This is a genomic window from Methylobacterium oryzisoli, from assembly GCF_046557895.1.
GTDB lineage: Bacteria > Pseudomonadota > Alphaproteobacteria > Rhizobiales > Beijerinckiaceae > Methylobacterium > Methylobacterium oryzisoli.
In genome coordinates, this window is sequence record NZ_JBKIBX010000068.1 from 1 (window position 1) to 22983 (window position 22983).

Here is a 22983-nt window from a genome sequence, read left to right on the forward strand (position 1 = left end):
AGACCGGCCGCATCAAGACCCTCTGTGCCTACCCCTACCTCGAACAGATCAGTTCATAAGCGCGGCGGTATAAGACCACTCACGCCCGTTCTCGTGAATAAGACGGGCTAAACGACCGGATTGCCGATCTCGACCGGAAGATCGCCTGGTGTGCCCGAGAGGATGAGACGGCACGCCGCCTCATGACTATCCTGGGCACCGGCATCATCACCGCCACCGCCCCGACCGCCCTGGCTCCGACGGCCGAGACCTACGCCAAGGGGCATGACTTTGCCACCTGGCTCGATCTCGCGCCGCTCCAGGGGTCGACGGGCGGCAAGCAGAGGCTGGGCGAGATCTCAAAGATGGGCGCCCGTTGCGGTGCAGCCGATCAAGGACCTGCCAGTCGAACCCCTTCCAGGCCCGGCGCTCATCGTGGAGCGTCAGCCACAGGAGGGCGAGCACCACCTCGTCGATCCGCTCCTCATTGATCTGCATGAGTCCAGCATAACACGCCGCACCCCAACGCGGCGCGGTGCTGAGCGGATGGATACTCTACTCAGGAGATGTATTTGCGTCATGTATTGACTCGAGCAGCCGCGAGAGAGGCGAACTGGTGCCTCAAAGTGCCGTTGCGACAGCATGGTACGCCAGACCGACGCCGATCGTCGTCGATGCCCTTGCGGCGGTGCACTATGCGCTCTGGCGGGAGCACACTTGGGTGATGACCTGCCGCCAGCGCCAGTCAAGACCATTGTGCTACCAGCATGATAATTCATGCGAGCGAATCGTAGCCTTTTTGATCCATCGACACGAAAGCCTCGTCAGGAAGACTGTCATTACGGGCCAAGATGTCTCGGAGCGCCGATGTTCTCTCGATGCAGCGCATACCTTCTGCCGTGAAGGTCGCCTCGTTGAAGACGTGCGGGGACAGCAGGGGGTTAGTCAACGCATGCGAGAACGCGTCCGCTGCTACCATGCGTCCGATCAGCGGCGGAACCGCGGCTCGTGGCGACAAATCTTCGGCGAAGAGGCCGACAAAGTATTCCAAGTTGTCGACGTCGCCGTAGATACGGCGAAGTTCCGCGACAACAAGGGGATCACCGCTGAGCTGCTCGAAGCGGGTGATCTTCGGGTACTTCATGACGGCACGGTATTCGTTGTATCGCGCAAGGTGGTTGTCACGACCCTGCTGAATGCTCGCGCGCTCGACCACATCTAACATGGATGCGGTGTTAAATAGGCCTATTCGCCACGCCTTAGAGCGGCTCGCGTTCTCGAACGCTGCGACTAGGCCGTCATCTACAAGAGGTCGGTTATTGTAGCGCAGATCTTTCAATTGGACAATTGCCCCGCCCCAACTGGCTACCTCGGGAACCAGGCTGTGCCAGCGGTAAAGCAGGTTGAACTCTACCGGTATCCAGTTCTCCCTGTTCCATATCGCTTTGTAACACAACTTAGGGTCAGCTAATAATCTGAACCAGTAGGGAGAGATGTGGTTGATGTATTCCTCAACTACGACCTTGATCAATTGTGCTACATTGATGTTGCGTGCAGTCTGAAAGACCCGCTCGTCGTCCCACGACGAGTTGCTTGATTCAAGGACCGTACAAAGCCGATTATGTTCCCGCAGGAAAAGCGTCGTAAGGGCTGCGTTCAGTACCGTCGTGTTCGCGCGCTCGCCTCCGAAAGCGAAGATGGTCTCTTTGCGTTCAAAGGGCAGATTGGCAGGCAGGTTGACCGGCTGCGGCAGGAGGACAAAATCCGGGTGGCGGTTTCCGGCTTCATCGTAGAGCCGTGGCGCCCACTCGCCCGTGGGAGTCTTTACGCTCTTCAACTTGCCCTTTTCACCTGCCAGTTGGCTATTGCGGCGGAGGGCAGTGGTCACGGCGCGATCAAGGCCGTAGACTTGGCACAGATCGATCTGGTGGGCTGTCCGGGTGCGCCGACGGTCCGGATCAGTCATCAGGAACCCGTCCGTGAACCACTGGGCAAAGGCCGGGAATAGGAGGGTCGACCGGTCGGATTCGCGAGGCGCTCGCTCCGGTCGAAGCTTGAAGAGGGATGCGACCTCGTCGATAGGCGGCAGCCCATCCTGGCGTACAGGCGGCAAGTAGCGGCTGAACCAAGTCTTGTCCGTCAGGTTCGGCCAGCTAGTGTAAGTAGTCATGGTGCTGAGCGCGAGTGGACGAGCCGGCACCTTGAGCACCGCGTTATTGACGATTAGCCTATTGAAGAATCGGGCGAGCCATGGGCGAGCGTTCACGAAGGCCCAGAATGGCCGCAGCCCAGTGAGCAAACCGACTTCAATCCTGTTTCGCAACCCGTCCCGGGTTGTATCGCGCTTGGTCGCCGGGCCGGCCACCGCTCGCGTAGTGGCTACAGCGTCAATCATGGGCCATTCCGAAGCCGAGCACGAAGGTTTCTGCGAACGGTCCATCGGCCGGACCAACGGTGCTCCTTCCGTCCGGCAGGATGCGTACACCGGGTACGCGCATTATTTGCCTGACCGTCTCGGGGACAATCTCGTAAGCCACGTACTGGCCCAGGCAGGTGTGCGCACCTAAGCCGAGGTGCAGGTACAGGTCTCGCCGGCGGACCACAAAGCAGTCTGGATCCGTGAAAACAGCCTGCTCGAACATCGCTGAGCCGATCCCCGCGGCGACGACCCGCCCTGCAGGGATTTGCACTTCGTGCGTGCTACCGGGCGCCAACACCGCAGACTCTGTAGCGTAACGCACGACGAAGGTCGTGACTGGATTGAAGCGCAAGCCTTCCCACACAAGCGCATCGAAGTCCCCGACTTTATCAGATTGCGCTGCAGCCCTCGCGCGCGCGGCTTGATCGGGCCGGAGTAAGATCTGCTCCGTCGCGTTGACGATCGCCCGGGACGTCGTCTCGATAGTGCCGACCAGTAGGCCGCAGATGTTACTGACGATCTGTTGTGTATCGAGACCGGACAGCCCTTTTCCGGTTAGCCTAAGCAGGCGGGAGACGGTGTCCTCTCCGCCGGCTTCGGCCCAGGGTTGCCGCCCGCTGATGAACTGAGCGACCCAGGCCTGCATCGCCTGGCCGGCCGCAATGTTGGCCTCGCGGACGGCGGGATCGTTGGTTGGGTTGCGAAACATATCGGCCTGAGTCGCGCGAGACCAAGCGAGCATCGTGGCATCGTCAGGGCCCTGAAACCCGAAGCAGCGCTGCACGATCCGCAGCGGCACCAACCGCGACACGGTGCGCACCACGTCGAAGGTGCCGCTTTCGTCCCGGGTCACGCTGGCGAGCGCCATTTCGGCCACTTCGGCGGCCATAGCGCGAATACCCGGAAGGTCGTCCCACCTGAGCAGGGCGCGCATCACCGACTTGTCCCGCCAGTTTTCTATAGCACCGTCACGCGCCAGCATGAACGGTCCGACCGACGGGTCCATCCGTGGTCGGTATGTCACCGCGAAGGTCTCGTTTCGTGAGAGCACGTCGATCACGTCCGCCCACCGGCTGACCACTGTCATCGATGGCAATTCGAGAATAGGACGGCACGCCCGCAATTCGGCGAAAAGCGCGCCCCAATCGGTGCGCAAGGCTTCGAAGAACAACCTCGTGCGATCCGCAGGATCGGCAGTTTCGTCAAACCTCGTGAGGAAGGACATTAACGTGCCTCGAAAAAGACGCGCCGGGCAGTACTTTGGCCCATTGCGAGCACAAACACAATCCGCTAAAAGGGATGAACCTCATTTTTTGTGGAGAATGACAAGCGGCTGGTGGTTGAGGGGCCGAGGCTAAGGCAATAGCCTCTGGTAGGCCGCAGGCGACGAGCCGCACCTCTAACGCTTGCATTCGCTCGGATTGGTCTGCGATCAGACCAAGATCGAGCCTTAGCTGACGAAGCCACACTGCTCGTGGACGAATGGTCAAGTCGAGCGGATAAACCGCAATATCAAGGAAGCCACGGTCAAGCGCGGCCAGCATGCCAGCCATGACGACCTGCGTCAGCACCTGCGGCTGTTCGTCGAGGTCTATAGCGACGGCCCGCGCTCCAAGACCCGGCTCAGTCACAAACCCTACGAGCTCATCTGTAAGGAGCTAGACGGAAGAGCCTCGACGCTTTAGGCTACATTCGTCACGTCGCACGCGCTGACCCCGTGTTAACAATCATCATTTTCGCGATTCTTCGCTTGAACGCCGATCAACGCGGGGGCATCCTAAGCTCAACTCCTGAAGTAGGGCGGCCTGACCTCGCCTGTGCCTCGACCAGCTAGATTTGGGCGCTGGCGGACCCTCGCTAGTGCACTGACGCCTTCAAAAGGTACACCGCACGGAGCGATTTCATCCGCAATCTGAGCCAGTTAGCAATCGGTCAATTGCTGCGAATGTCTGCGTCTGTGCACTAGGTCCGAGTGTCTACTCGGAAGAGGATACACTCCTCTGCCGTCTACTCATTTTCGTACTGGAGCGTTTCCCGCCCCAGCCGCAACAAAGCAACACAGCTCGAAAGCCGGAGGAACGTCATGATTCGGCAGCGTTATGAGTCGGCCTTCGTGGAACGTGGGCGAAACAGAACTTTGCCTCGCTCTGCCTCAATCGCGGATGCAAGTGCGGAGATCTCACGCGCGGCAAGCCTCTCTCCAGAGGATCGGCAGCTTCTGAGACCGCATGTGGTAAGTCTGATCCAGGGCAGACTCTCCACAGACGGAATTCTCACAACGAACCAAAATGATATTGATAAGCTGTTTTCGACTCATCTCGAAATTGCTTTGGCCGAGGCGAAGGCGGTCCCAAGACCGCTTAGGATTGTCTTCTTTGCTCACGGCGGGCTTGTCGCGGAATCAACTGGGTTAGCTATCGCTCGGAAGCACCTAAACTGGTGGAAAGCAAATGACGTTTATCCTATCAATTTTGTTTGGGAAACAGGGTTGCTACATAGCGTCGCCGCTGTTTTGAGGGACGCCGCCGGGCAGATAGGCCTGGGGCGGATTGGTCGGGGGACGAGGGACCTGTGGGACTACACAACTGACCCACTTCTTGAAATGGCAGGGCGCGCAATCGGTGCAGACAAGATCTGGTCGTCGATGAAGAGGAGCGCTGAGCGGTCGTCTGATGACGAAGGGGGTGTAACCGAGGTTCTGAAGCAGTTAAACACTTTTCTCACAAAGCATGCCGGGGATGCGATTGAGCTGCACGCGGTTGGCCATAGCGCCGGCTCGATCTTTCACTCTCACCTCCTACGTCGAGCAGCGACATACCAGCAGCTTGTCTTCAATACAGTTAGTTTACTTGCTCCCGCAGTCACAACGCAGGAGTTCAAACGCACTATTGTGCCTGAAATTGGGAATTCAGTTAAAGATCTTACGTTGTTCACCATGCGCGATGAGCTAGAGCGAGCAGATAGCTGTGTGGAAATCTATAGAAAATCACTTTTATATTTTGTTAAAAACGCCTGTGAGGAACGCAAGAGTGAGCCGATCCTAGGCTTGGAGAGCGACCTGCGAGCTGATGATGATCTCGTCGAGCAGTTTGGTCTCGGAGCGCCTGCTGTTGCGGGCGCATCAAATGTTGTGTGGTCAAAAACAAACATCGCAGAGGGGCGGGACGCTAGCCAGTCCGTCACCCACGGCGGATTTGATGATGACCCTGCCACGATGAATGCGGTTTTAAGGCGGATGCTCGCGAAGAGGGACGATGAAGGAATTAAATTCAGCTACCTCGCAGATAGCGGCGCACGATTTGCAGCCGCCCACGAAGTTATTGACTGGCCTGAACCTGTAATGCATCTAGCTGCACGGTCGACATTGGGTTGGATTCCAGATTCAGAAGAACTTTCTGAGCCGAAGCAAGAAATTTTTAAACCCGAACATGGTTCTATTTTGCGAAAAGGGCAACTTAAGGGCGCACGTAGGGTGGCAGTGTGTGTCGGAATTAACCAGTATTCCGGAAATCCGCTTAGTTACTGCGCAGACGATGCCAAGGCGTGGTCTCAATCACTAGAGGAATGTGGTTTCGAAACTGTGGCGCTACTCTTGGACGAGCAGGCTAGTAGGGAAACGATCATTGATGTACTTCAGCGCACACTTCGAGAGTGCCGTAATGGGGACAGCTTCGTCTTCCAATTCGCAGGACATGGAGCGTTGTCGCCATTTTGGCGGCAAAATCCCGAGTACAGCGATGATAATGCGATTGTTCCGGTCGATGGAGAAGGCGGAGAGTTGATATTTGATTACGAACTTCGGCGCATTTTTGATGAATGCCCCCAGGGCGTCATCGCTACTTGCTTCATGGATTGTTGCCACTCAGAGACAAATACACGTAAAGTGCTTCAGGAGATAGTCGCACCTGGGTGGGTAACGCCTCCCTCGAGGATATATGCCTCACTCGGTCTTGGCAGGAATCAAGACTCGACGGAAAATCTAAACAAGGATATGCTTTTGAACTTTCTTTCGTCTGATGTAGCCGCTGCGACCAAATGGGCAGTTCGGTCCGCGGATATAACTCAGGAGATGGAGCACGCCTTTTATGAAGTTAACAGAGGAAGGCGCAGTAGATCATCTAGTAGAGTCCGGTCGAGTGCGCGGGAGATGATGCGAAACGTTTCCTTTGCTGCATGCCAGGACAAGCAGCTTGCCTACGAATGGGGTGGATCAGGCCGGTTCACTCACCATGCAACCGCGGCCCTGAGGCAGAGCAAAAATGCGAATTGGTCTAATCGCCAATTTATCGATGAAGTGATTCGCGCGTTCGGGCCTTCTGCTCCACAAACGCCAAGGATTGACGCCACGACGGCCAACTTCGACGCTAAATTCCTGGCCTGATCATTGGCACTGGGCGTACGCCCAAGCAAGACTGCATGATGTTTGGTCCCTCTATGTTGCGGTACGACTGAAGTCAGGTCGAGAGACGCGGCTCGGCAACAGTTCCTCCTCCGCAGCGCTACGACGACTGAGCCGCTGTGTTGACAGTCCAGCGGCAAGTGATCGGCGGCCATCGTCGCCAAGCCAACATCAGGCCGCATTATCTCGATGGAGGCTATCCAGCTGGGGGTGCAGTCACCTCTTCCTGCGATCAGCAAACTTCATACCAAATGCAACGCCAGAAATCGAACTGGCGACGTTGCTCCACCATTGCCTGCACAACCCACTGCGATTACGCTCAACTTGATCCGCTTGCAGAGGCCGGTCGTCCCGGCAACGGTGGAGCGCTGAGATGTTAGTTTTTCGCCGCATGCCGGTCGCAACAGACCGTACCATTGTTCCCGTTGTTTGGCTCAGGCTGCGCCTCTCCGTCCTTCTCTTGCTCTGTCTGCTGGCGAACGCGCTGGCTCCGACCGATGGGCTTGCGCAGCCTGTTTGCTCCGCACGAAGGGACATCGGAGCGAATATGCTAGGCACTTGGACGCAGATTCGGTCTGCCTGTGAGGAGGATCAGAGGCAGTACATCGCAAGCAATCCTACTGGCTTCAGCTGGTTTGCTAACGCTGCGAACGGCTTCGCGGGGTTTCCTTACATCCTGCAGCGTGTTCTGCCGGATCTTGCACCAGAGATCTGGGGCCGACCGGAGGAGAAATTCGCACGGTTCGGCTACTTTGAGGATCCTGATCCACTCCGCCCATTACCGCGGGGGCTAGGCATCGCGTCGGCCGCTGGTCGGGCGTTCGAGGCGGGCGCAGTCTCCCCTGCTGGCGAGATCGATTTTGCGAAACCCGGATTGCATGTTGTAACGCTGTCCTGCGGTGCCTGCCACAGCGGCAGGGTGCGCACGGACGCGGGCGTCAAGGTCATTGAGGGCGCGCCTAACACCCAGATGGACGTACGCAAGTGGCGGGACGCCTACAATCGTACGATCCAGGATTATCTGTCGAACCCGGCCAAACTACAAACCACCGCACGCAGGATTTCTGATATCATTGACAGCAAGGCTGAAGGGTATTTCTACCCATCAAGTTACTTTAATCGGCCTGGCTTCCTGAACTTCGGCCCAGCAGTTGAGCGAAAACAACGCGAATCAGTCAAGGCAAACCTTATTGGCATTCTCGCGAGCTTTGCTTGCTTAACCGAGAATCGGAAGATTGGGCAGGATCTACAGCGAGCAACGAGTTACGGGACCTGGAACAGCCCTGGCTTAGCCGGCTTCAGCACGGGTCAACAGGATGGGAGCGGCGACCTTGTGTTCCAGCTTCTTACCGCTAACGCGATGCCCGCAGGCGAATGCCAGCCGAAGCCCGATGGAAGCGGCCTACGCCGTGATTTCGACGCGGCGTCGTTCATGACCTCGCAGCACCCCTCAATCCCGCCTTTTGCTACGATAACGGATATTCCAAGCGTCTGGAACCAGGCCGCGCGACATCTTGCGCAGTGGGACGGCAGTGTCAATTCGCCGTTCTGGCGCAACATTGCGGCCGCACTGCCGATTGTCGGTGACCCGGCTAGGGTCGACCTGCACAACGTGGCGATTGTGGCGAACTTTCTACACGAATTACCGCCATCACCATACCCTTTTAACGTCGACATCACCCGCGCCGGGCGTGGGGAGGCTTTATTTCGCGAGCATTGTGCGATCTGTCACAAGCCAAATAACGACGCACTCTATCAGTACCGTGAGATTGGCACAGACATGAACCGGGCCGCGGTTCTCAACGATGCAGCACTGGATCTTTTAATGACCGGTTTCGCCGCTAGCTGTCACAATCCAGATTTTCGGTACACCCTCCCTTCCGGGCAGACCGTCGAGCCCTGCCGCATGCAGGGCGAGGCCGTAATTAAGCGTCGCACCACACCAGACCGACAGGGCTACATAACCAACGTGCTCGACGGCATTTGGGCGCGGGCACCCTATCTTCACAACGGCTCAGTTCCGACGCTGTACCACCTCTTGGTGCCCAGCTCACGGCCGGCGCAGTTTTTGCGCGGCTCCACCGAATATGACCAGGATCATGTTGGATTCGCGTGGGAGCTTCCCGGCGTCGGCCAAGCGGCCGACACCTCACCGACACTAATGATCTACGATACGAGCCGCGCCGGTCATTCGAATTCAGGCCATGACCGCGACCTTATGGTCGACGGGAAGCTGCGCCGGCTGAACTGGAGTGGAGTGCAGCACCTGGAGGCTGTAAGAGATTTAATCGAATACCTGAAAACCCAGTAGGAATAGGCCAGCTGCAGCCCTCACGGTCGGCAAGCCGGCTTTAGGACTTGGGAGGCACGGATGACGGAAACGATTAGGGCCGAGCGGCCTGCCGATGCCCAGACTCAGGAGACCCTGCAGGCGGGCACGGAGCGAATTACCGCACTCCAGCTCGCCCTTATGCAAGCGGCCGATCCGACAAGGCGCGGGCAGCACCCCAAACAGCACGGCTGCGTTTGGGCACGCTTCGAGGTGCTGGACGACATCCCTCCTGCCTACCAAGTGGGTCTCTTCGCTAAGCCTGGGACCTACACAGCGTACATCCGGTTCTCCAACGGAGCGCAGCGGGACGATAGAAGCCCAGACATTCACGGCATGGCGATCAAACTCACGGGAGTCGATGGGCCAAAGATCCTAGAAGCGGAAAGATCAGCCGCGACCCACGACTTTATTCTTGCCGATAACCCGGTCTTTTTCATCCGCGACATGGACGAATACGTGCGTTTTATGGAGGAGTTCGCCGTGACCGCGCCTCACGGTAAGCCTCCGGTTCAGTTCATCTCGTGGCTCCAGGCCAATCGGCCGGCCGGCGTACCCGTGCTGATGGGCTTCCGGCAGCAGGTGCAGGACAGTCCGCTTGCTGCGCGTTACTGGAGTCAGGTGCCTTATGCTTTAGGGCTCGACGAGGGCACGATTTGCCGGTACGGGGCACTGCCCCATGCGGGAAACATCGCTGTGCCGATCCCACCTGCTGCACGCGACGACGGCTATCTCCAAAGGGCGATGGTAGATCAGCTGACGCGTCGTCCCGCGCGGTTCGACTTCACGGTTCAGATGCGAGAGAGCGACAGCGAGGCAGTCGACAATCCTACGACCGAATGGGACCTGGAGAGGTACCCCGTCCAGCGCGTCGCCGTGGTCACCATCCCGCCGCAGACCTTCGCCTCCGAGGAGCAGATGCGCTTCGGCGAGAGCCTCTCATACACGCCCTGGCATGCCCTGCCCGAGCATCGGCCAGTAGGTCAAATTAACGCGATCCGAAGGGAGGTCTACATCGCAAGCTCGACTGTCCGTCATGGCGCGCGCGGCCGGCCGCCCGAACCGACCGGCACCGAGCACCTTGGATTTAACCTGCGCCTTTCGCAGCGGGAACTGACGGCTGGCATCGATCAGGACTTTCATGCTGTGCTGGCGCAGTTGCAGCAGACCTTCAACTACATGGCTTCGACAACCCAGCGGGGTCGCGCCACCCACACCTATGGAACGGTGGCGTGGGGCGAAGCGCGATGCATCGTACCCAGCGACTTTCCGGCGAACGAGACCTTCGTCCTTGGACGGGTTTATCCGATTGTTCTGCGCCATTCTTCTCCCGGCGGTCGCGCGGATGACCGCGCGCGCGACGGAGTTGCGGCTTCCCTTAAGTTTTTTGAGCCGGGAAGCGAAGACGGACCCGGCTTCTTCGATATTCTCATGAATGCAGGACGTCAGCTATTCGTGCGGAGCATCCGCGATTTCAGCACCTTCGTCCATACACCGGACGACGAGCGCATTAAACTCGTCGAGAGCGGCATCATGCTAGAGCCACAGCTCATTGAAGCCTACCGAATCCGCGGATCCTTCTCTGACTTCCGCTACTACACATGGGTCTGCTTCGAGTTTATTGACCAATTAGACGTGAGCCGCTACGTGCGCTTCCGCCTTATCAACCACGACCGCGGCGGCGACCGCGGTCTGCCGAGGCCGGATTTCCGTGCAAACGGCCGCCCCTCCATGCCGCCCGTGGCGGGCGACGACCGAGACCCGGAGTTCCTGCGAAAAGATTTCGTCTACAAGGTCCGACAGAGTGAAGTGCGTTACATCCTACAGGCGCAGTTTCGCGACACTCCGGCAGCGCCGGTCGGGAACCACGAGCTGTTCGACCCATCCCAGCCCTGGAACGAACACTGGTTTCCCTGGCTCGACATGTTTGACATCCGCCTCACGGACATCGTGGAAGACGAAACGTTCATCTCCCGTCTCGAGATGAACCCGAACCGGAGCCCAGCCTGTATCCGGATCCCGGTCGCCACAAGCCCAGACCACTACGCCTCGCTTGGGCAAGCGCGTGCCATCGTCTACCCGGGAGCACGGGCTGCGCGAGGTGCAGTGCAGCCGCCGCAAAACAACTAGTTGATGTAACGGGCGCGCCGCACAGCGGACCGCTTGAGGTTGGGTGGTCGTCCCTCAGAATGATTGTGTCCAAAGTCAACGGCGTCAGGTTTGGGCCTGCGCCAAGCATCATCGAGGAACGACCATGAAGCAGTATGCGGGGATCGACGTGTCTCTAGAAGCCTCTTACGTCTGTGCGCAACGCTCGCTCGGCCGCGTTGTTCGTCAGGCACACTCGGCCATCCTGCAGGAAGTGCGTGAACGCCGACCAGCGCTTGAGCATGTAGTCCATCGCCTGGGCCACCTCCGCGTGACGCGAGAGCCGAGCCCGCTCCGCCCGCATCCAGACCTCCAAGTGCCTCACGAGCCTGGTCGTGCGCTCGCGCCGGACCGCCAGCCGCGCGGGAGCGTTCTGGCGGCTGATCTCTCGCTCGCTCGCGAAGATCGCGTCGATGCGCTCCACCGCCGCCAGCGCGAGCGGCGCCAGCACCGGCAACCGGCTTCGCGCCTTGGCCGCCACGTCGGCCAGCACGAAGAATTTGCGACGGGCATGGGCCCAGCAGGCAGACGCGACCAGCGGCCCCGGCCGGCGCGTGAGCGCATACAGGCGGTTGAACCCCGCGAACGCGTCCGCCTGTAGCACGCCGCTGAACCCGGCGAGGTGGCGCTCGGCATGCTCCCCGGCGCGATCCGGCGAGAAGTGGAACAGCGCCGTCGGCGGATCGGAACCGCCGAACGGCCGGGACCAAGAGCTGTTGTGACGTGCAGGTCGATCGGCTCGCCGCGAAAGCCCGTCGCCACGTCAGCAGCAGCCAGCGCGAGATGCCGTGCCGGCGCGCGGTCGCCGAGACCAGACGCGGCCCCTGCAGGCTCTCCAGCACGACCTTGAGCTTCTCATCCTCCGGCCAGCGCCGGCGGCGCCCCGTCTCGACGATCTCAAGGCGCCGGAGGCACGCACAGAGCGTACGACTGTCCATACGCGCTGTTCTCACCGGTTTGTCATCTACCCCACAATCAGGTTGAATAATGCGTAGATTCGCGCGCAAGCTCGGTGCAGGCGGTTGACGTCCACATCGGCGATTCTGCGTTAGTATCAGGCGTCTCACCAACGTTAGTCGCTCGATAAAAAAGCTAAGCTGCCTACTTGATTCGAAAACCCTTTGAGGGCTATGGTTTAGTATCGCAATTTCAATGGTGGCTAACTTGGATCATTCAGCTTCTGTTGAAGCCGAGCATGGCGAGCGTCCCAGAGTACTGATAAAGATTGACATGCTAAGACCCGGAGACGTGATTTTGTCTCGTGGAAGAGATCTGCAGTCGGTTAAGATAGCAAAATTTGACACGAGAAGAATTCTCCGATGGAAAAATGCATACTCTCACGCTGCAGTTGTCGAGAACGTTGTATCAACATACGAGTCAGATGGCACCGTAATTGGCCATCGAAATATTCGCATGATCGGGCATGGATACATCAACGGCAGGAGGGAGAACATCGGATACATAAGTGGAAATCCCAAATTTGTGTCCATTTATCGCCATCCCGAGCTAGAAAATTTACCAAAGGCTAAATTCGAGGCAGCTCTGAAAGTGGTCAAAGATCTGACTTATGGCCAAAATTATTCTGAGGTAAATCGCTTGGTTGTATTGGCGAAATTGCCTTTGCCAGAATTGCTAGCCAAGCCTACCAAAAACCTTCTCATAGAAATTGTTAGGAATTTTGAAAGAAAATCTTTGCACAATAAGATTCCAGGGCAATTCTGCTCGGAGATAGTGGCGAGTATTTATCAGGAAATGGGACTACCTTTGTGTGGTGTTAATCGGGTTCCAGCATCAATCTCGCCAAACGATCTTGCAAAATCAACGTTGGCGAATGTAGATTCGATAATCACTTCATGGCATGAGATAGAACGTTTTGAGGTGGGAAGTCGAACTCTGAACTTCGGCGATATTGTTGTAGGTCAAAATAGCGATTGGATGGCTGATAGGCGGAACCATCTGCTTCAGATAAAAAGATCTGCAGAGGTGCTGGAACTATATATAGGTCGTATTAGACTTAACTATGAAGATATGTGTGACAACGCTAATTCCGCGAATATGTCGGAGAGAACGCCGCTGGGGTTCTGGATCGCGCGGGCGCAAAGCGAAAGCGGGAACCTTGCAATCGACATGCGAGCAATGGAACATCTGCCAATGCATACACATGAGTGGGAGGAGTTCAATCCTAAACTCATAAATATGGTGAAGCTGTGGAATAGCGCCATGCGATGTAACGCATTACTCGAATGTTTATATTTTCACATGACATATCCGGATACAAGTGCAAATTTACAAAAAATAAAATGGCTTTTTAATCGTTTTTTCATTCTGAGAAGACGGATCAAACAGCTCAATATCGCGATTGAGGAAAGACGAAATCTGATTATTGAAACGAAATCGAAATCTATCTAGCTGTTCGGCCGCAAATATCTGCGCTCTTTACGAATAGTCGGGAAGCTTTCTTACTCGCGATGGAAGCTCGCGAAATAAATAAAATTTTATCGTTATTTTTTTACATAATTGACGTTCGTTTATTACATGAGAGAGCTAATCCATACCGCCGTGGAGATCATTTGTGAGTTCGTTAGATATCCGTGATAAGCATGAGGTCGCCGAGTCTGACGCTTTGGGCTAGCGCAATATAAAGGAGTACCTAATAATGACAAGAGAAGAATTCTTGCTTCGCATCGATCGACAGGCGCGGGGCTACGAGCTAGCTGGGAAGATAGAGGAGTGGAGCCACTGGCTTGGTTCGTCAATAGCTGCAATATGCAGTGCGATCGCTGGACTATCAATTGTCGCCAACGCAGGATCTTGGAATGAGCCATATGGTCGGGTGATCACAGGTGCACTTGCTATCGTGCCTGCGGTGTGGGCGGCATTAGATCAAGTCGTCGGCCTGCGAAAGCTAAGCGTATTTAACTACGGGATAGCACAAAAGTTGCGAGCTCTGCATGACATGGCACAAGGAGAGCAGCTTGGTTGCTCAACTCAAAAAATTATCAAGGAATACAGCGCTATAATGGCCAACGAGCACGACTCGTTCCAGACTTTGATCACTGGATCGGCAGACTTGGGGCGAGAAAAAAATGACGCGGAAATCGCCAAACTGCATGATATTGCCGACAAAATACGCGAGTAGAGTACCCGATATCTTTGAGCAACTTAGAGTTTAAGCGAAATTACTAGCTTGCATTAAGACCCCGCGTAGCTATTCAAGACCGCGCCAGCTGGATCAGGCGCTGATAGTCTTAAGGACGGTGGTGAGNATCCCTCAACTCAAAAAATTATCAAGGAATACAGCGCTATAATGGCCAACGAGCACGACTCGTTCCAGACTTTGATCACTGGATCGGCAGACTTGGGGCGAGAAAAAAATGACGCGGAAATCGCCAAACTGCATGATATTGCCGACAAAATACGCGAGTAGAGTACCCGATATCTTTGAGCAACTTAGAGTTTAAGCGAAATTACTAGCTTGCATTAAGACCCCGCGTAGCTATTCAAGACCGCGCCAGCTGGATCAGGCGCTGATAGTCTTAAGGACGGTGGTGAGGGTGTCGCCCCCCGAGAGGCGAGCCGCTTCGACGAGCGTGAGCACATCTGCCTCGCCGCCCACAAGGCCCGGTAGCCATTCGTCACCGTCCGCCGCACCACTGCCGGAGGCAGCGCGCGCTCGCAGGCGCTGTTCGTGACCGCTACTTGGCCGGGATGGTTGAGAAAGACCAGGAGCTGGTCGCGGGCTCACCCGATCTTTGCTTGCAGAGCGCGGGTCAGATCTTAGTAACCGTCGTCTTGGCGGCACCTTTCGGCCGCTCGGCTGAGCGTGGGATACGGAGCGGGTGGGGAGCTCCGTCCTATGTCGATGTCAGGGCGTATGGCTATGTCGGAGCCGGTGCGGCGCCTGGAGCTGTTCACCGGGACTGGCCGGCGGCGGACGTGGTCTGAAGCGGAGAAGGCGGCCATCGTCGCCGAGAGCGAGGCGCCCCACACCTCGATCAGCGCGGTGGCACGCCGACACGGATTGAGCGCCTCGCAGCTGTTCACGTGGCGGCGCTTAGCGCGTCAGGCGGTGACGGCCGAGTTGCGGTTTGTGCCGGCCGTGCTGGCGCCGGAGCTGCCGGAGCGGGCGCAGGTCGATCTGAGCGTGCCTTCACCTCGATGTGCCGCCTTCGCCGGGATCGAGATCGCGGTGGCGGACGCCACGGTGCGGGTCGGGCCGGAGGCGAGCGAGGCGCAGATCGCGGCAGTGATCCGGGCGCTGAAGGCCTCGGCATGATCGGGCCCTCCGGCGTCGTCCGCGTGATGCTGGCCACGCGGCCGGTGGATTTCCGCAAGGGCGTCGATGGACTGGCCGTGCTGGTGCGCGATGCCCTGGGCACCGATCCGTTCTCCGGCACCGTATACGTGTTTCGCGTATCCCTTCGATGAGGGCCGCCTTGCGGAGCTGACGCGCGGCTGTTGAGAACAGTGCGTATGTACAGTCATACGTACAGTGCACGGCGGCTACAGCGCCTCGAAGTCGTCGAGACCGGTCGGCGCCTGCGCTGGTCGGAAGACGAAAAGCTGCGCATCGTTCTGGAGAGCCTGCAGGGGCCGCGTCTGGTCTCGGCGACCGCGCGCCGGCACGGCATCTCGCGCTCATTGCTGCTGATCTGGCGGCGAGCGTTCGAAGCGAGCCGGTCGATGGCGGGGGCGGCCTTCGTGCCAGCAGTTGTGGTGCCCGCGGCGGAGACACCACCGGAACAGGCCAGTCGCACCGCGGCGTCTCCGATGGTGGGCCGGATGGTGATCGTGCTGGGCAGGGGCCGACGCGTCGTCGTCGACGCCGGCGTGGATGCTGCAGCGCTCGCCCGCGTCCTCGACGTTCTGGAACGGCGATGATCCCGGTCCCGTCGGCTGCTCGGGTTTGGATCGCCACAGGCGTCACCGATATGCGCCGCGGCATGAACGGTCTCGCGCTGCTGGTGCAGGAGGGGCTTGGTCGCGATCCCCACGCCGGCGATCTGTACGTGTTCCGTGGACGGCGCGGCGACCTGATCAAATGCCTCTGGCACGATGGCCTTGGGCTGTCGCTCTACGCCAAACGATTGGAACGGGGCCGCTTCCTCTGGCCGACGCCGGCAGCCGGTGCCGTGGCGATCACCCCCGCTCAGCTCGGCTATCTCTTGGAAGGGATCGATTGGCGCCACCCGCAGCGGACCTGGCGCCCTGCTGCGGCGGGGTGACTCAGGCCCGGCTTGTCCACAGCCCGGCTTGCCCGGAAGGTCAGCGAATCAGCTCTGATGGCCGGCATGGTCCTGGCCGGCTCCTCCCTGCCCGACGACGTTGACGCCCTCAAGCGCATCGTGTTGGCGCGCGAGGCGGAGTTAGCGGCCGCGCAGGCCGAGATCGACCGAGCCAAGGCGCGAGAGACCAGCGCCGAGGCGATGATCCTGCATCTGCGGCTCGCGGTCGAGAAGATGCGGCGCGAGCTCTACGGCCAGCGCTCGGAGCGCGGCGGGCGCCTGCTTGATCAGCTGGAGCTCGAACTGGAGGAGCTGGAGGCGAGCCTCGCCGAGGACGAGCTGACGGCCGAGACAGCAACGCAAGCACAGGGCAGCGTTCCGCGTGCGCCACGCCGCCGATCCGGCTCGCGCCGGCCGCTGCCCGAGCATCTGCCGCGCGAACGGGTCCTCGTGCCCGGCCCGACGGCCTGCACCTGCTGCGGCTCGACCCGGCTGGCCAAGCTGGGTGAGGACATCACCGAGACGCTGGAGCTGGTGCCACGCGCGTGGAAGGTGGTGCAGCACGTTCGGGAGAAGTTCACCTGCCGCGCCTGTGAGGCGATCTCCCAGGCACCCGCTCCCTTCCACGTCCTGCCGCGCGGCTTTGCCGGTCCGAACCTGCTGGCCTGCGTGCTGTTCGAGAAGTACGGGCAGCACCAGCCTCTGAACCGGCAAGCGGAGCGCTATGCTCGCGAAGGCGTGCCGATCAGCCTGTCGACCCTGGCCGATCAGGTCGGCGGCTGCGCCAGCCTGCTGCGGCCGCTGGTCGAACGGATCCGCGCTCACGTGCTGGCCGGTGCTCGTCTGCATGCCGACGACACGCCGGTGCCGATCCTGGCCAAAGGCAAGGCCGCGACCGGGCGGGCCTGGGTGTACGTGCGCGACGACCGGCCGTTCGGCGGCCGCGACCCACCGGCAGCGCTGTTCCAGTTCTCGCCTGATCGCATGGGCGAGCATGCCGAGCGCCACCTCGGCGGGTTCAGCGGTGTGTTGCAGGCCGATGCCTTCGCCGGCTTCAACCGGCTCTACGACCCCGCGCGCCATCCGGGGCCGCTTGTCGAGGCGGCGTGCTGGGCCCACGCGCGTCGCCGATTCTTCGTGCTGGCCGACATCGCCGCCAAGGTGCGTGGGCGGTTGCCGGTGCTGGCTCCGCTCGCATTGGCGGCGGTCGAGCGCATCGATGCGATCTTTGCAGCCGAGCGGGAGATCAACGGCCTCGACGCTGCCGCCCGTCTCATGGTCCGGCGTGAGCGCCTTGCTCCGCTCGTGGCCGGGCTGGAGACCTGTATGCGGACCGAGCGGACTCGGCTCTCGCGCCATGCCGACGTCGCCAAAGCGATGGACTATATGCTCAAGCGCTGGTCGGCCTTTGAGCGCATCGTGCACGACGGGCGGATCTGCCTGACGAACAACGCGGCGGAACGGGCGCTGCGCGGCATCGCGCTGGGCAGGAAAGCCTGGCTGTTTGCCGGGTCGACGCGCGGCGGCGAGCGCGCGGCCGCGATGTATACGCTGATCCAGACCGCCCGCCTCAACGGCATCGACCCGCAGGCGTGGCTGGCTGATGTGCTCGCGCGCATCAACGAACACCCCGCGCGTGACCTCGATGCCTTGCTGCCGTGGCACTGGCGGCAGGGTGCCGCCACTCCGCTCGTCGCCAACGCCGCCTGACGCCACCGATCTATCACGACCGGAATGCCTGCGGCCCAGGCCGGATGCTTACTGTTTCGCTCGAAGCGGGCGGACAGGATCAAGCTTCTGTTCTGGGACGGCGGCGGCGTGGTTCTGGTGGCCAAGCGTCCGGAGGCCGGCCAGTTCTGCTGGCCGAGGATCGAGGACGGCGTCGTGCGGCTCACGGCGGCCCAGCTCTCGGCCCTGCTCGAGGGGCTGAACTGGAAGCGCGTGCACGAGGCCCATGAGGTGACCGCGCCAACGGTGGCAGGTTGAACAAAAAAGTAAGCAAGCCGAGGTTTGCCACGCTGGTAAGTGCCTGATGGATCTGCTCTAATCGGCTTCGTGGCTGCCTCTGCTTCACCCTCGCCCGACGATCCCGAGACGCTCAAGGTGCTGCTCGCCGAGGAGCGGGCCGAGAACGAGCGGCTGCGCCAGATCATCAAGGCTATGCAGCGTCACCGTTTCGGGCGCCGCGCCGAGAGCCTGCCCGAGGACCAGCTCCTGCTCGGTCTCGAGGAGGCCGAGCAGGTCGAAGCCACTGACCACGCCACCGAGGAGAGCGCACCGGCGGTGAAGGCCGAGCGCACGACGCGGCGACGCGCGAACCGGGGCGCCTTGCCTGCCCACCTGCCGCGCGTCGAGCGCGTGGTCGACGTCGAGAGCACCGTCTGTCCCTGTTGCTCGGGCAGCCTGCATCGGATCGGCGAGGACGTGTCCGAGCGCCTCGACGTGGTGCCGGCCCAGGTGCGAGTGATCGTGATCCGGCGCCCGCGCTACGCTTGCCGCGCCTGCGAGGACGTCGTCGTGCAGGCCCCCGCGCCCGCCCGGCTGATCGAGGGCGGCTTGCCCACCGACGACCTCGTCGCGCAGGTCCTCGTCTCCAAGTACGCCGACCACCTGCCGCTCTACCGGCAGGCGCAGATCCTCGCCCGCCAAGGCGTTCACCTCGACCGCTCGACGCTCGCCGACTGGGTCGGGCGTGCAGCCTTCCTGCTCCGCCCCGTCCACGAGCGGCTGCTCGAGACGCTGAAGCGGTCGGAGAAGCTGTTCGCCGACGAGACCACGGCACCGGTGCTCGACCCGGGTCGAGGTCGCACGAAGACGGGGCAGCTCTGGGCCTACGCGAGGGACGATCGGCCCTGGGGCGGAGCCGACCCACCCGGCGTCGCCTACGTCTACGCGCCCGATCGCACGGCCGAGCGGCCGATCACGCACCTCTCCGGCTTCCGGGGCGTGCTGCAGGTGGATGGCTACGAGGGCTACAAGGCGCTTGCGAAGCGGGGCGAGGTGCACCTGGCCTTCTGCTGGAGCCATGTGCGTCGGGCCTTCTACGATTTGGACAGGCCGATCGCGGTCGAGGCGCTGGCGCGCATCGCGCGGCTCTACCGGATTGAGGCCGAGATCCGCGGCCGCCCAGCCGAGGAGCGCCGCGCCGCACGGCAGGCGCGCAGCCGCCCGATCCTCGAGGCTCTGGAGCCGTGGCTGCGCGACAAGCTCGGGCTGATCAGCCAGAAGAGCAAGCTGGCCGAGGCGATCCGCTATGCCCTGAGCCGCTGGGCGGGGCTGAGCCTGTTCCTCACTGACGGGCGGGTCGAGATCGACTTGAACGTGGTGGAGCGCGCCATCCGGCCCCTGGCCCTGACGAGAAAGAACGCTCTCTTCGCCGGTTCGGATGGCGGGGCGGAGCACTGGGCGGTGATCGCCTCGCTGGTGGAAACCTGCAAACTCGTCAGCGTCGAGCCGCGCGCCTACCTCGCTGACGTGATCACCCGCATCGTCGAGGGCCACCCTAACAGCCGCCTCGACGAGCTGCTGCCCTGGGCCTTCCCTGCCACGCCCACCGCCAAGGCCGTGGCCTGAGAACACCGCATACGATCTTAGCGGCTCGGGCGGACAGGACCTCCGTCAGCTGCCGCTGCAGCGTCCGGCGCTTGGCCGAGAGCGTCGAGGCGGCCAGGTCGGTGACGCGCTCGGCCAGGCTGAACACGCTTCCCAGCCAGAGTTGTAGGCGCTGCGGCACGGGGTCGTCGCTCACCTCGACCGCGCAGGCCACGTAGCGCGCCAGATGCGCCAAGCAGGTCTGGTGCCGCTCACCGTGGCCCTGCTGGGCGGTGTAGCGATCCGACAGCCACACGGACGGCCGGTGTCCGTCCATCATCGCGTGCACCACGAAGGCGGCCCGCGTGGAGGCCGCGTGATTTTGTGTTTCTAACTACTCAGTGTATATAGCCATTGATGTATCCCCGTTTAGATACACAGTATATCGTATATTTTATCACGATTCTTACATTATGCATATAGGGGTAACATGTTCTCAGCGCCCAGCGCGGCCGCCTGTTCAGCGAGGTCATGATCCCGCCCGATCTCACTGCCTTGGATAGGAGGCTTAAACATCGGGGCGCCCTCAACCTTGGTCCGTATGCTGACACACAGCATACTGCCTCCATTTGAGGAATGTGCACGGATTAGGCAATCCGAGCCAGGAAAGATTTTCGCCACTCGAGGAACTCACTTTCCTCCGCAAGTGTTTCTTGAAGCTTTGTCAAAGTCCACTTGTGATACGAACGCAGTGCGTACGGTGGCGAAGGGAAGTTATTCATCATCTCGATCTGGCTTTTGACCATATCGAGCAGGGGTAGGACATTGTTTATATCTCGGACCAGCGTGGCCTTCATCATCGAGATGATTTCCATATTACCTGCCTTAAATAATTTCTCGCCGGCTATAATATTCATTGATCTATACATTCTGATCTGATCGGATGGGTAAATTGTTTTCATGAATGCAACAAGGTCGTCAGATATACGATCACCATCTGGAAGATCAGGAAAATATAGAGTCAGCATTATCTCCTGAGGGGATTTGACGGTTTGAGATTTTCCAATCTTTGCTGTCGCGGCATCTATCCTGCGGCCGAAAGTCTCGACCATCTTCTTCGCCATATTATGTGCAATCTGAGTTAATGGGATCGGCTCATTTCTGATGAGATCGTACCGGCTCACCTTAGCAAGAGCATTCACCCAATCGGCTTCGGGCAGCTGCGTGAAGCACGCTTCGGTGTCGACGGGTTCCAATTTACATTGTCTCGATAGAAGTGAATTGGGCGTCACCAACTCTGGAGGTCGACCATCTATCATAAGTTCAATATTTAGCCGTCGATAGGCTTCACCGACAAGTTGTGAGCAAAAGTAGGTGCCTTCCGTGCTGCCTACAAATGGGATTTTTGTTCCGAAAACTCCACGCCAGTTATAGTCCTTACTCACCTCCGTATGGATTGCGGCGAAGAGACCCATGCTTGACCATTCTTCGAGCCATTCGATATTGATCCCGTTTGGATGTTCAGGATGTCGGAGAACTAAGTAGTTGTTGGGCTTGTCAGTGGTGATGCGAGCCGCAAGAATTGAGCGAACACCCTCGTCGGCCTCCATGATATAACCCATGCCAATATAGATGAAGGCATGAGAAAATCGAGCTGACACTCTCTCGTCAAATTCTTTAATCCGATCACCCGCTTTGATGAGCGATGAAATTTTCCCATCGCTCGTTTCGAGTATCACATCGCCAGTCTTCAGTTTCTCCGAGTCCAGAAAGCTATAAGCCATTGGTAGCCCCTTCCCGAACAATTTAAGAAGCATGTAAGTTTGCAGGTAACGGAAAACATGCACGCATTCATTGCTCCCAGCCGAGCAGAATGTCCGGTGCCAAGAAGCACATCATCTCAGCGACTTTGGCCAATGCGATGAGCGCTCTGCAGCGGCGAGCTGCCGAAGCGGGCGTGACGGGTAAGCTGGCGCTGTTTCCTGCAAGAGACAGCGCCATGTCATCCCTGCCGACCCGCTTCGCCGGGATCATCCTGGCGTTCGCGCCGCTGTTCGTCCATCGTTCCTGACGCCATGCCCGGCTCCTCCTGATCGGCTCGATCCTGGTTCCCGGTCGGCGCACCGTGAAGAGCGTGCTGCGAATCACGGGCCACACGCGGGACCGGCACTTCGTCAACGTCCACTGTGTGCTCAATCGCGCCGCTTGGTGCCCCCGGACCGGGAGCTCGAAGCCGATCACCTCGTCGTCGTAGAAGATTAGCGACTTGCGCCTTCTCGCCGGGGCGTTTTCTACAAACCGCTTGGTCCCCGGCCACCGACCGCCCCAAACTGAGGATCGAGCAGCGTCCGCGGGGCGATAGACAGGCCTCCTACATTGCGACGATTGAAGGCGTCGATGTATTCGGAGCGGAGTCCCCGGCTGGCGAAGCTTGGCTCTTCTCGGCAGAGTCGTTGAGGGCCGTCCGGTATGCCGAGACCGACCCGGCCGACCGCTACGCTGAATTGACCCTCGAACTCGGCGACGAGATGAAGGGAACGGTGCGGGTGCGCCAAGCGCTCTACTGGTCCGACAGCCCAATTGTCGAGCTAAAGGCACTCGACCCCGGCGAGCGTATCGACGGGTGAGTTGGAGGTTGCGCGCGACGGCAGACGGTCAACACTAGGGTCTGGACTCGATCAGCACCAGAACGCGATCACGGCGGCCAGGGCGAGAGCGGAGGCGTAGTTGCGGGCCAGCTTGTCGTAGCAGGTGGCAATCCGGCGGAAGTCCTTGAGACGGCAGAAGGCGGCCTCGATGCGCCAGCGTTCTTGATAGCGGCGCTTGTCGTGGCGCAGCGTGCGCTTGCGGGCGCGGGTGCCGGGGATGACGGGGGTGATGCCCTTCTCCCGCAGATCAGCCCGCAGCCAATCGGCGTCGTAGCCCTTATCGGCGATCAGGCGTCGCAAGCGGC

The 22983-nt window shown here is 59.7% G+C and carries 18 protein-coding genes and 6 pseudogenes; 15 read left to right on the forward strand and 9 right to left on the reverse strand.

Annotated features, from left to right (window positions below; genetic code table 11):
- Positions 1 to 182: 182 nt before the first annotated feature.
- A pseudogene (locus ACKUB9_RS32235) lies at positions 183 to 296 on the forward strand (IS110 family transposase); the annotation flags it as partial.
- 55 nt (positions 297 to 351) lie between these two features.
- Here the strand turns inward: ACKUB9_RS32235 and ACKUB9_RS34450 are convergent.
- From ACKUB9_RS34450 to ACKUB9_RS32245, 3 genes and pseudogenes are all read right to left on the reverse strand, one after another.
- Positions 352 to 477: pseudogene (locus tag ACKUB9_RS34450) on the reverse strand (DUF6429 family protein); the annotation flags it as partial.
- Positions 478 to 754: 277 nt separating this feature from the next.
- Complete coding sequence (locus tag ACKUB9_RS32240) at positions 755 to 2374, reverse strand: peroxidase family protein (protein WP_407530474.1); 1620 nt, start codon at positions 2372 to 2374, stop codon at positions 755 to 757.
- Complete coding sequence (locus tag ACKUB9_RS32245; protein WP_407530472.1) at positions 2367 to 3623, reverse strand: cytochrome P450; 1257 nt, start codon at positions 3621 to 3623, stop codon at positions 2367 to 2369. Before ACKUB9_RS32245 ends, ACKUB9_RS32240 begins: the two co-directional genes overlap by 8 nt.
- A gap of 858 nt (positions 3624 to 4481) precedes the next feature.
- Here ACKUB9_RS32245 and ACKUB9_RS32250 point away from each other — a divergent pair.
- From ACKUB9_RS32250 to ACKUB9_RS32260, 3 genes are all read left to right on the forward strand, one after another.
- On the forward strand, positions 4482 to 6779 hold the full coding sequence (locus tag ACKUB9_RS32250) for a caspase family protein (protein WP_407530470.1): 2298 nt from the start codon (positions 4482 to 4484) through the stop codon (positions 6777 to 6779).
- Positions 6780 to 7170: 391 nt separating this feature from the next.
- Positions 7171 to 9108 carry a c-type cytochrome gene (locus ACKUB9_RS32255; RefSeq protein WP_407530469.1) on the forward strand — a complete coding sequence of 646 codons (1938 nt, stop codon included), beginning with the start codon at positions 7171 to 7173 and terminating at the stop codon, positions 9106 to 9108.
- Between the two features lie 60 nt (positions 9109 to 9168).
- On the forward strand, positions 9169 to 11256 hold the full coding sequence (locus ACKUB9_RS32260; RefSeq protein ID WP_407530467.1) for a catalase family protein: 2088 nt from the start codon (positions 9169 to 9171) through the stop codon (positions 11254 to 11256).
- Between the two features lie 175 nt (positions 11257 to 11431).
- Here the strand turns inward: ACKUB9_RS32260 and ACKUB9_RS32265 are convergent.
- A pseudogene (locus ACKUB9_RS32265) lies at positions 11432 to 11977 on the reverse strand (IS66 family transposase); the annotation flags it as partial.
- A 91-nt stretch (positions 11978 to 12068) separates the two neighbouring features.
- Positions 12069 to 12212 (reverse strand): annotated as a pseudogene (locus ACKUB9_RS32270) (IS66-like element accessory protein TnpA); the annotation flags it as partial.
- Between the two features lie 226 nt (positions 12213 to 12438).
- On the opposite strand from ACKUB9_RS32270, the gene ACKUB9_RS32275 reads away from it, so the two are divergent.
- Complete coding sequence (locus tag ACKUB9_RS32275; protein ID WP_407530466.1) at positions 12439 to 13683, forward strand: hypothetical protein; 1245 nt, start codon at positions 12439 to 12441, stop codon at positions 13681 to 13683.
- 247 nt (positions 13684 to 13930) lie between these two features.
- Complete coding sequence (locus tag ACKUB9_RS32280) at positions 13931 to 14413, forward strand: hypothetical protein (protein ID WP_410826011.1); 483 nt, start codon at positions 13931 to 13933, stop codon at positions 14411 to 14413.
- 381 nt (positions 14414 to 14794) lie between these two features.
- Here the strand turns inward: ACKUB9_RS32280 and ACKUB9_RS32285 are convergent.
- A pseudogene (locus ACKUB9_RS32285) lies at positions 14795 to 15051 on the reverse strand (IS66 family transposase); the annotation flags it as partial.
- A 97-nt stretch (positions 15052 to 15148) separates the two neighbouring features.
- On the opposite strand from ACKUB9_RS32285, the gene tnpA (ACKUB9_RS32290) reads away from it, so the two are divergent.
- The 7 genes from tnpA (ACKUB9_RS32290) (at position 15149) to tnpC (ACKUB9_RS32320) (ending at position 20072) form a co-directional block, all read left to right on the forward strand.
- The gene (gene tnpA, locus ACKUB9_RS32290; RefSeq protein ID WP_407530463.1) at positions 15149 to 15550 is read left to right on the forward strand and encodes an IS66-like element accessory protein TnpA; all 402 of its coding nucleotides are present in this window, start codon (positions 15149 to 15151) and stop codon (positions 15548 to 15550) included.
- Positions 15547 to 15702, forward strand: coding sequence for an IS66 family insertion sequence element accessory protein TnpB (gene tnpB, locus ACKUB9_RS32295; RefSeq protein ID WP_407530461.1), 156 nt, complete (start codon positions 15547 to 15549; stop codon positions 15700 to 15702). The genes tnpA (ACKUB9_RS32290) and tnpB (ACKUB9_RS32295) overlap by 4 nt, the downstream gene beginning before the upstream one ends.
- Before the next feature lie 45 nt (positions 15703 to 15747).
- Positions 15748 to 16155 (forward strand): IS66-like element accessory protein TnpA, encoded by a 408-nt coding sequence (tnpA, locus tag ACKUB9_RS32300; protein WP_407530459.1) that lies wholly within the window; start codon positions 15748 to 15750, stop codon positions 16153 to 16155.
- Positions 16152 to 16499 (forward strand): IS66 family insertion sequence element accessory protein TnpB, encoded by a 348-nt coding sequence (gene tnpB, locus ACKUB9_RS32305; RefSeq protein ID WP_407530457.1) that lies wholly within the window; start codon positions 16152 to 16154, stop codon positions 16497 to 16499. The genes tnpA (ACKUB9_RS32300) and tnpB (ACKUB9_RS32305) overlap by 4 nt, the downstream gene beginning before the upstream one ends.
- 66 nt (positions 16500 to 16565) lie before the next feature.
- Positions 16566 to 18209 (forward strand): IS66 family transposase, encoded by a 1644-nt coding sequence (tnpC, locus tag ACKUB9_RS32310; protein ID WP_407530476.1) that lies wholly within the window; start codon positions 16566 to 16568, stop codon positions 18207 to 18209.
- A 24-nt stretch (positions 18210 to 18233) separates the two neighbouring features.
- Entirely contained in the window at positions 18234 to 18485 is a 252-nt protein-coding gene (tnpB, locus tag ACKUB9_RS32315; protein ID WP_407530455.1) for an IS66 family insertion sequence element accessory protein TnpB, read from the forward strand.
- A 69-nt stretch (positions 18486 to 18554) separates the two neighbouring features.
- The gene (tnpC, locus tag ACKUB9_RS32320; protein ID WP_407530453.1) at positions 18555 to 20072 is read left to right on the forward strand and encodes an IS66 family transposase; all 1518 of its coding nucleotides are present in this window, start codon (positions 18555 to 18557) and stop codon (positions 20070 to 20072) included.
- 28 nt (positions 20073 to 20100) lie between these two features.
- On the opposite strand, the pseudogene ACKUB9_RS32325 reads toward tnpC (ACKUB9_RS32320), so the two are convergent.
- Positions 20101 to 20412, reverse strand: a pseudogene (locus ACKUB9_RS32325) (IS66 family transposase); the annotation flags it as partial.
- A 265-nt stretch (positions 20413 to 20677) separates the two neighbouring features.
- Positions 20678 to 21814, reverse strand: coding sequence for a hypothetical protein (locus ACKUB9_RS32330; protein ID WP_407530452.1), 1137 nt, complete (start codon positions 21812 to 21814; stop codon positions 20678 to 20680).
- An 89-nt stretch (positions 21815 to 21903) separates the two neighbouring features.
- On the opposite strand from ACKUB9_RS32330, the gene ACKUB9_RS32335 reads away from it, so the two are divergent.
- Positions 21904 to 22101, forward strand: a complete 198-nt coding sequence (locus ACKUB9_RS32335) for a hypothetical protein (protein ID WP_407530450.1) — start codon at positions 21904 to 21906, stop codon at positions 22099 to 22101.
- Positions 22102 to 22483: 382 nt separating this feature from the next.
- A complete protein-coding gene (locus ACKUB9_RS32340) occupies positions 22484 to 22657 on the forward strand; it encodes a hypothetical protein (protein ID WP_407530448.1) in 174 nt (57 codons plus the stop codon).
- A gap of 51 nt (positions 22658 to 22708) precedes the next feature.
- On the opposite strand, the gene ACKUB9_RS32345 is transcribed toward ACKUB9_RS32340, so the two are convergent.
- The coding region (locus ACKUB9_RS32345; RefSeq protein WP_410826013.1) for a transposase at positions 22709 to 22983 on the reverse strand (275 nt) is incomplete at its 5' end.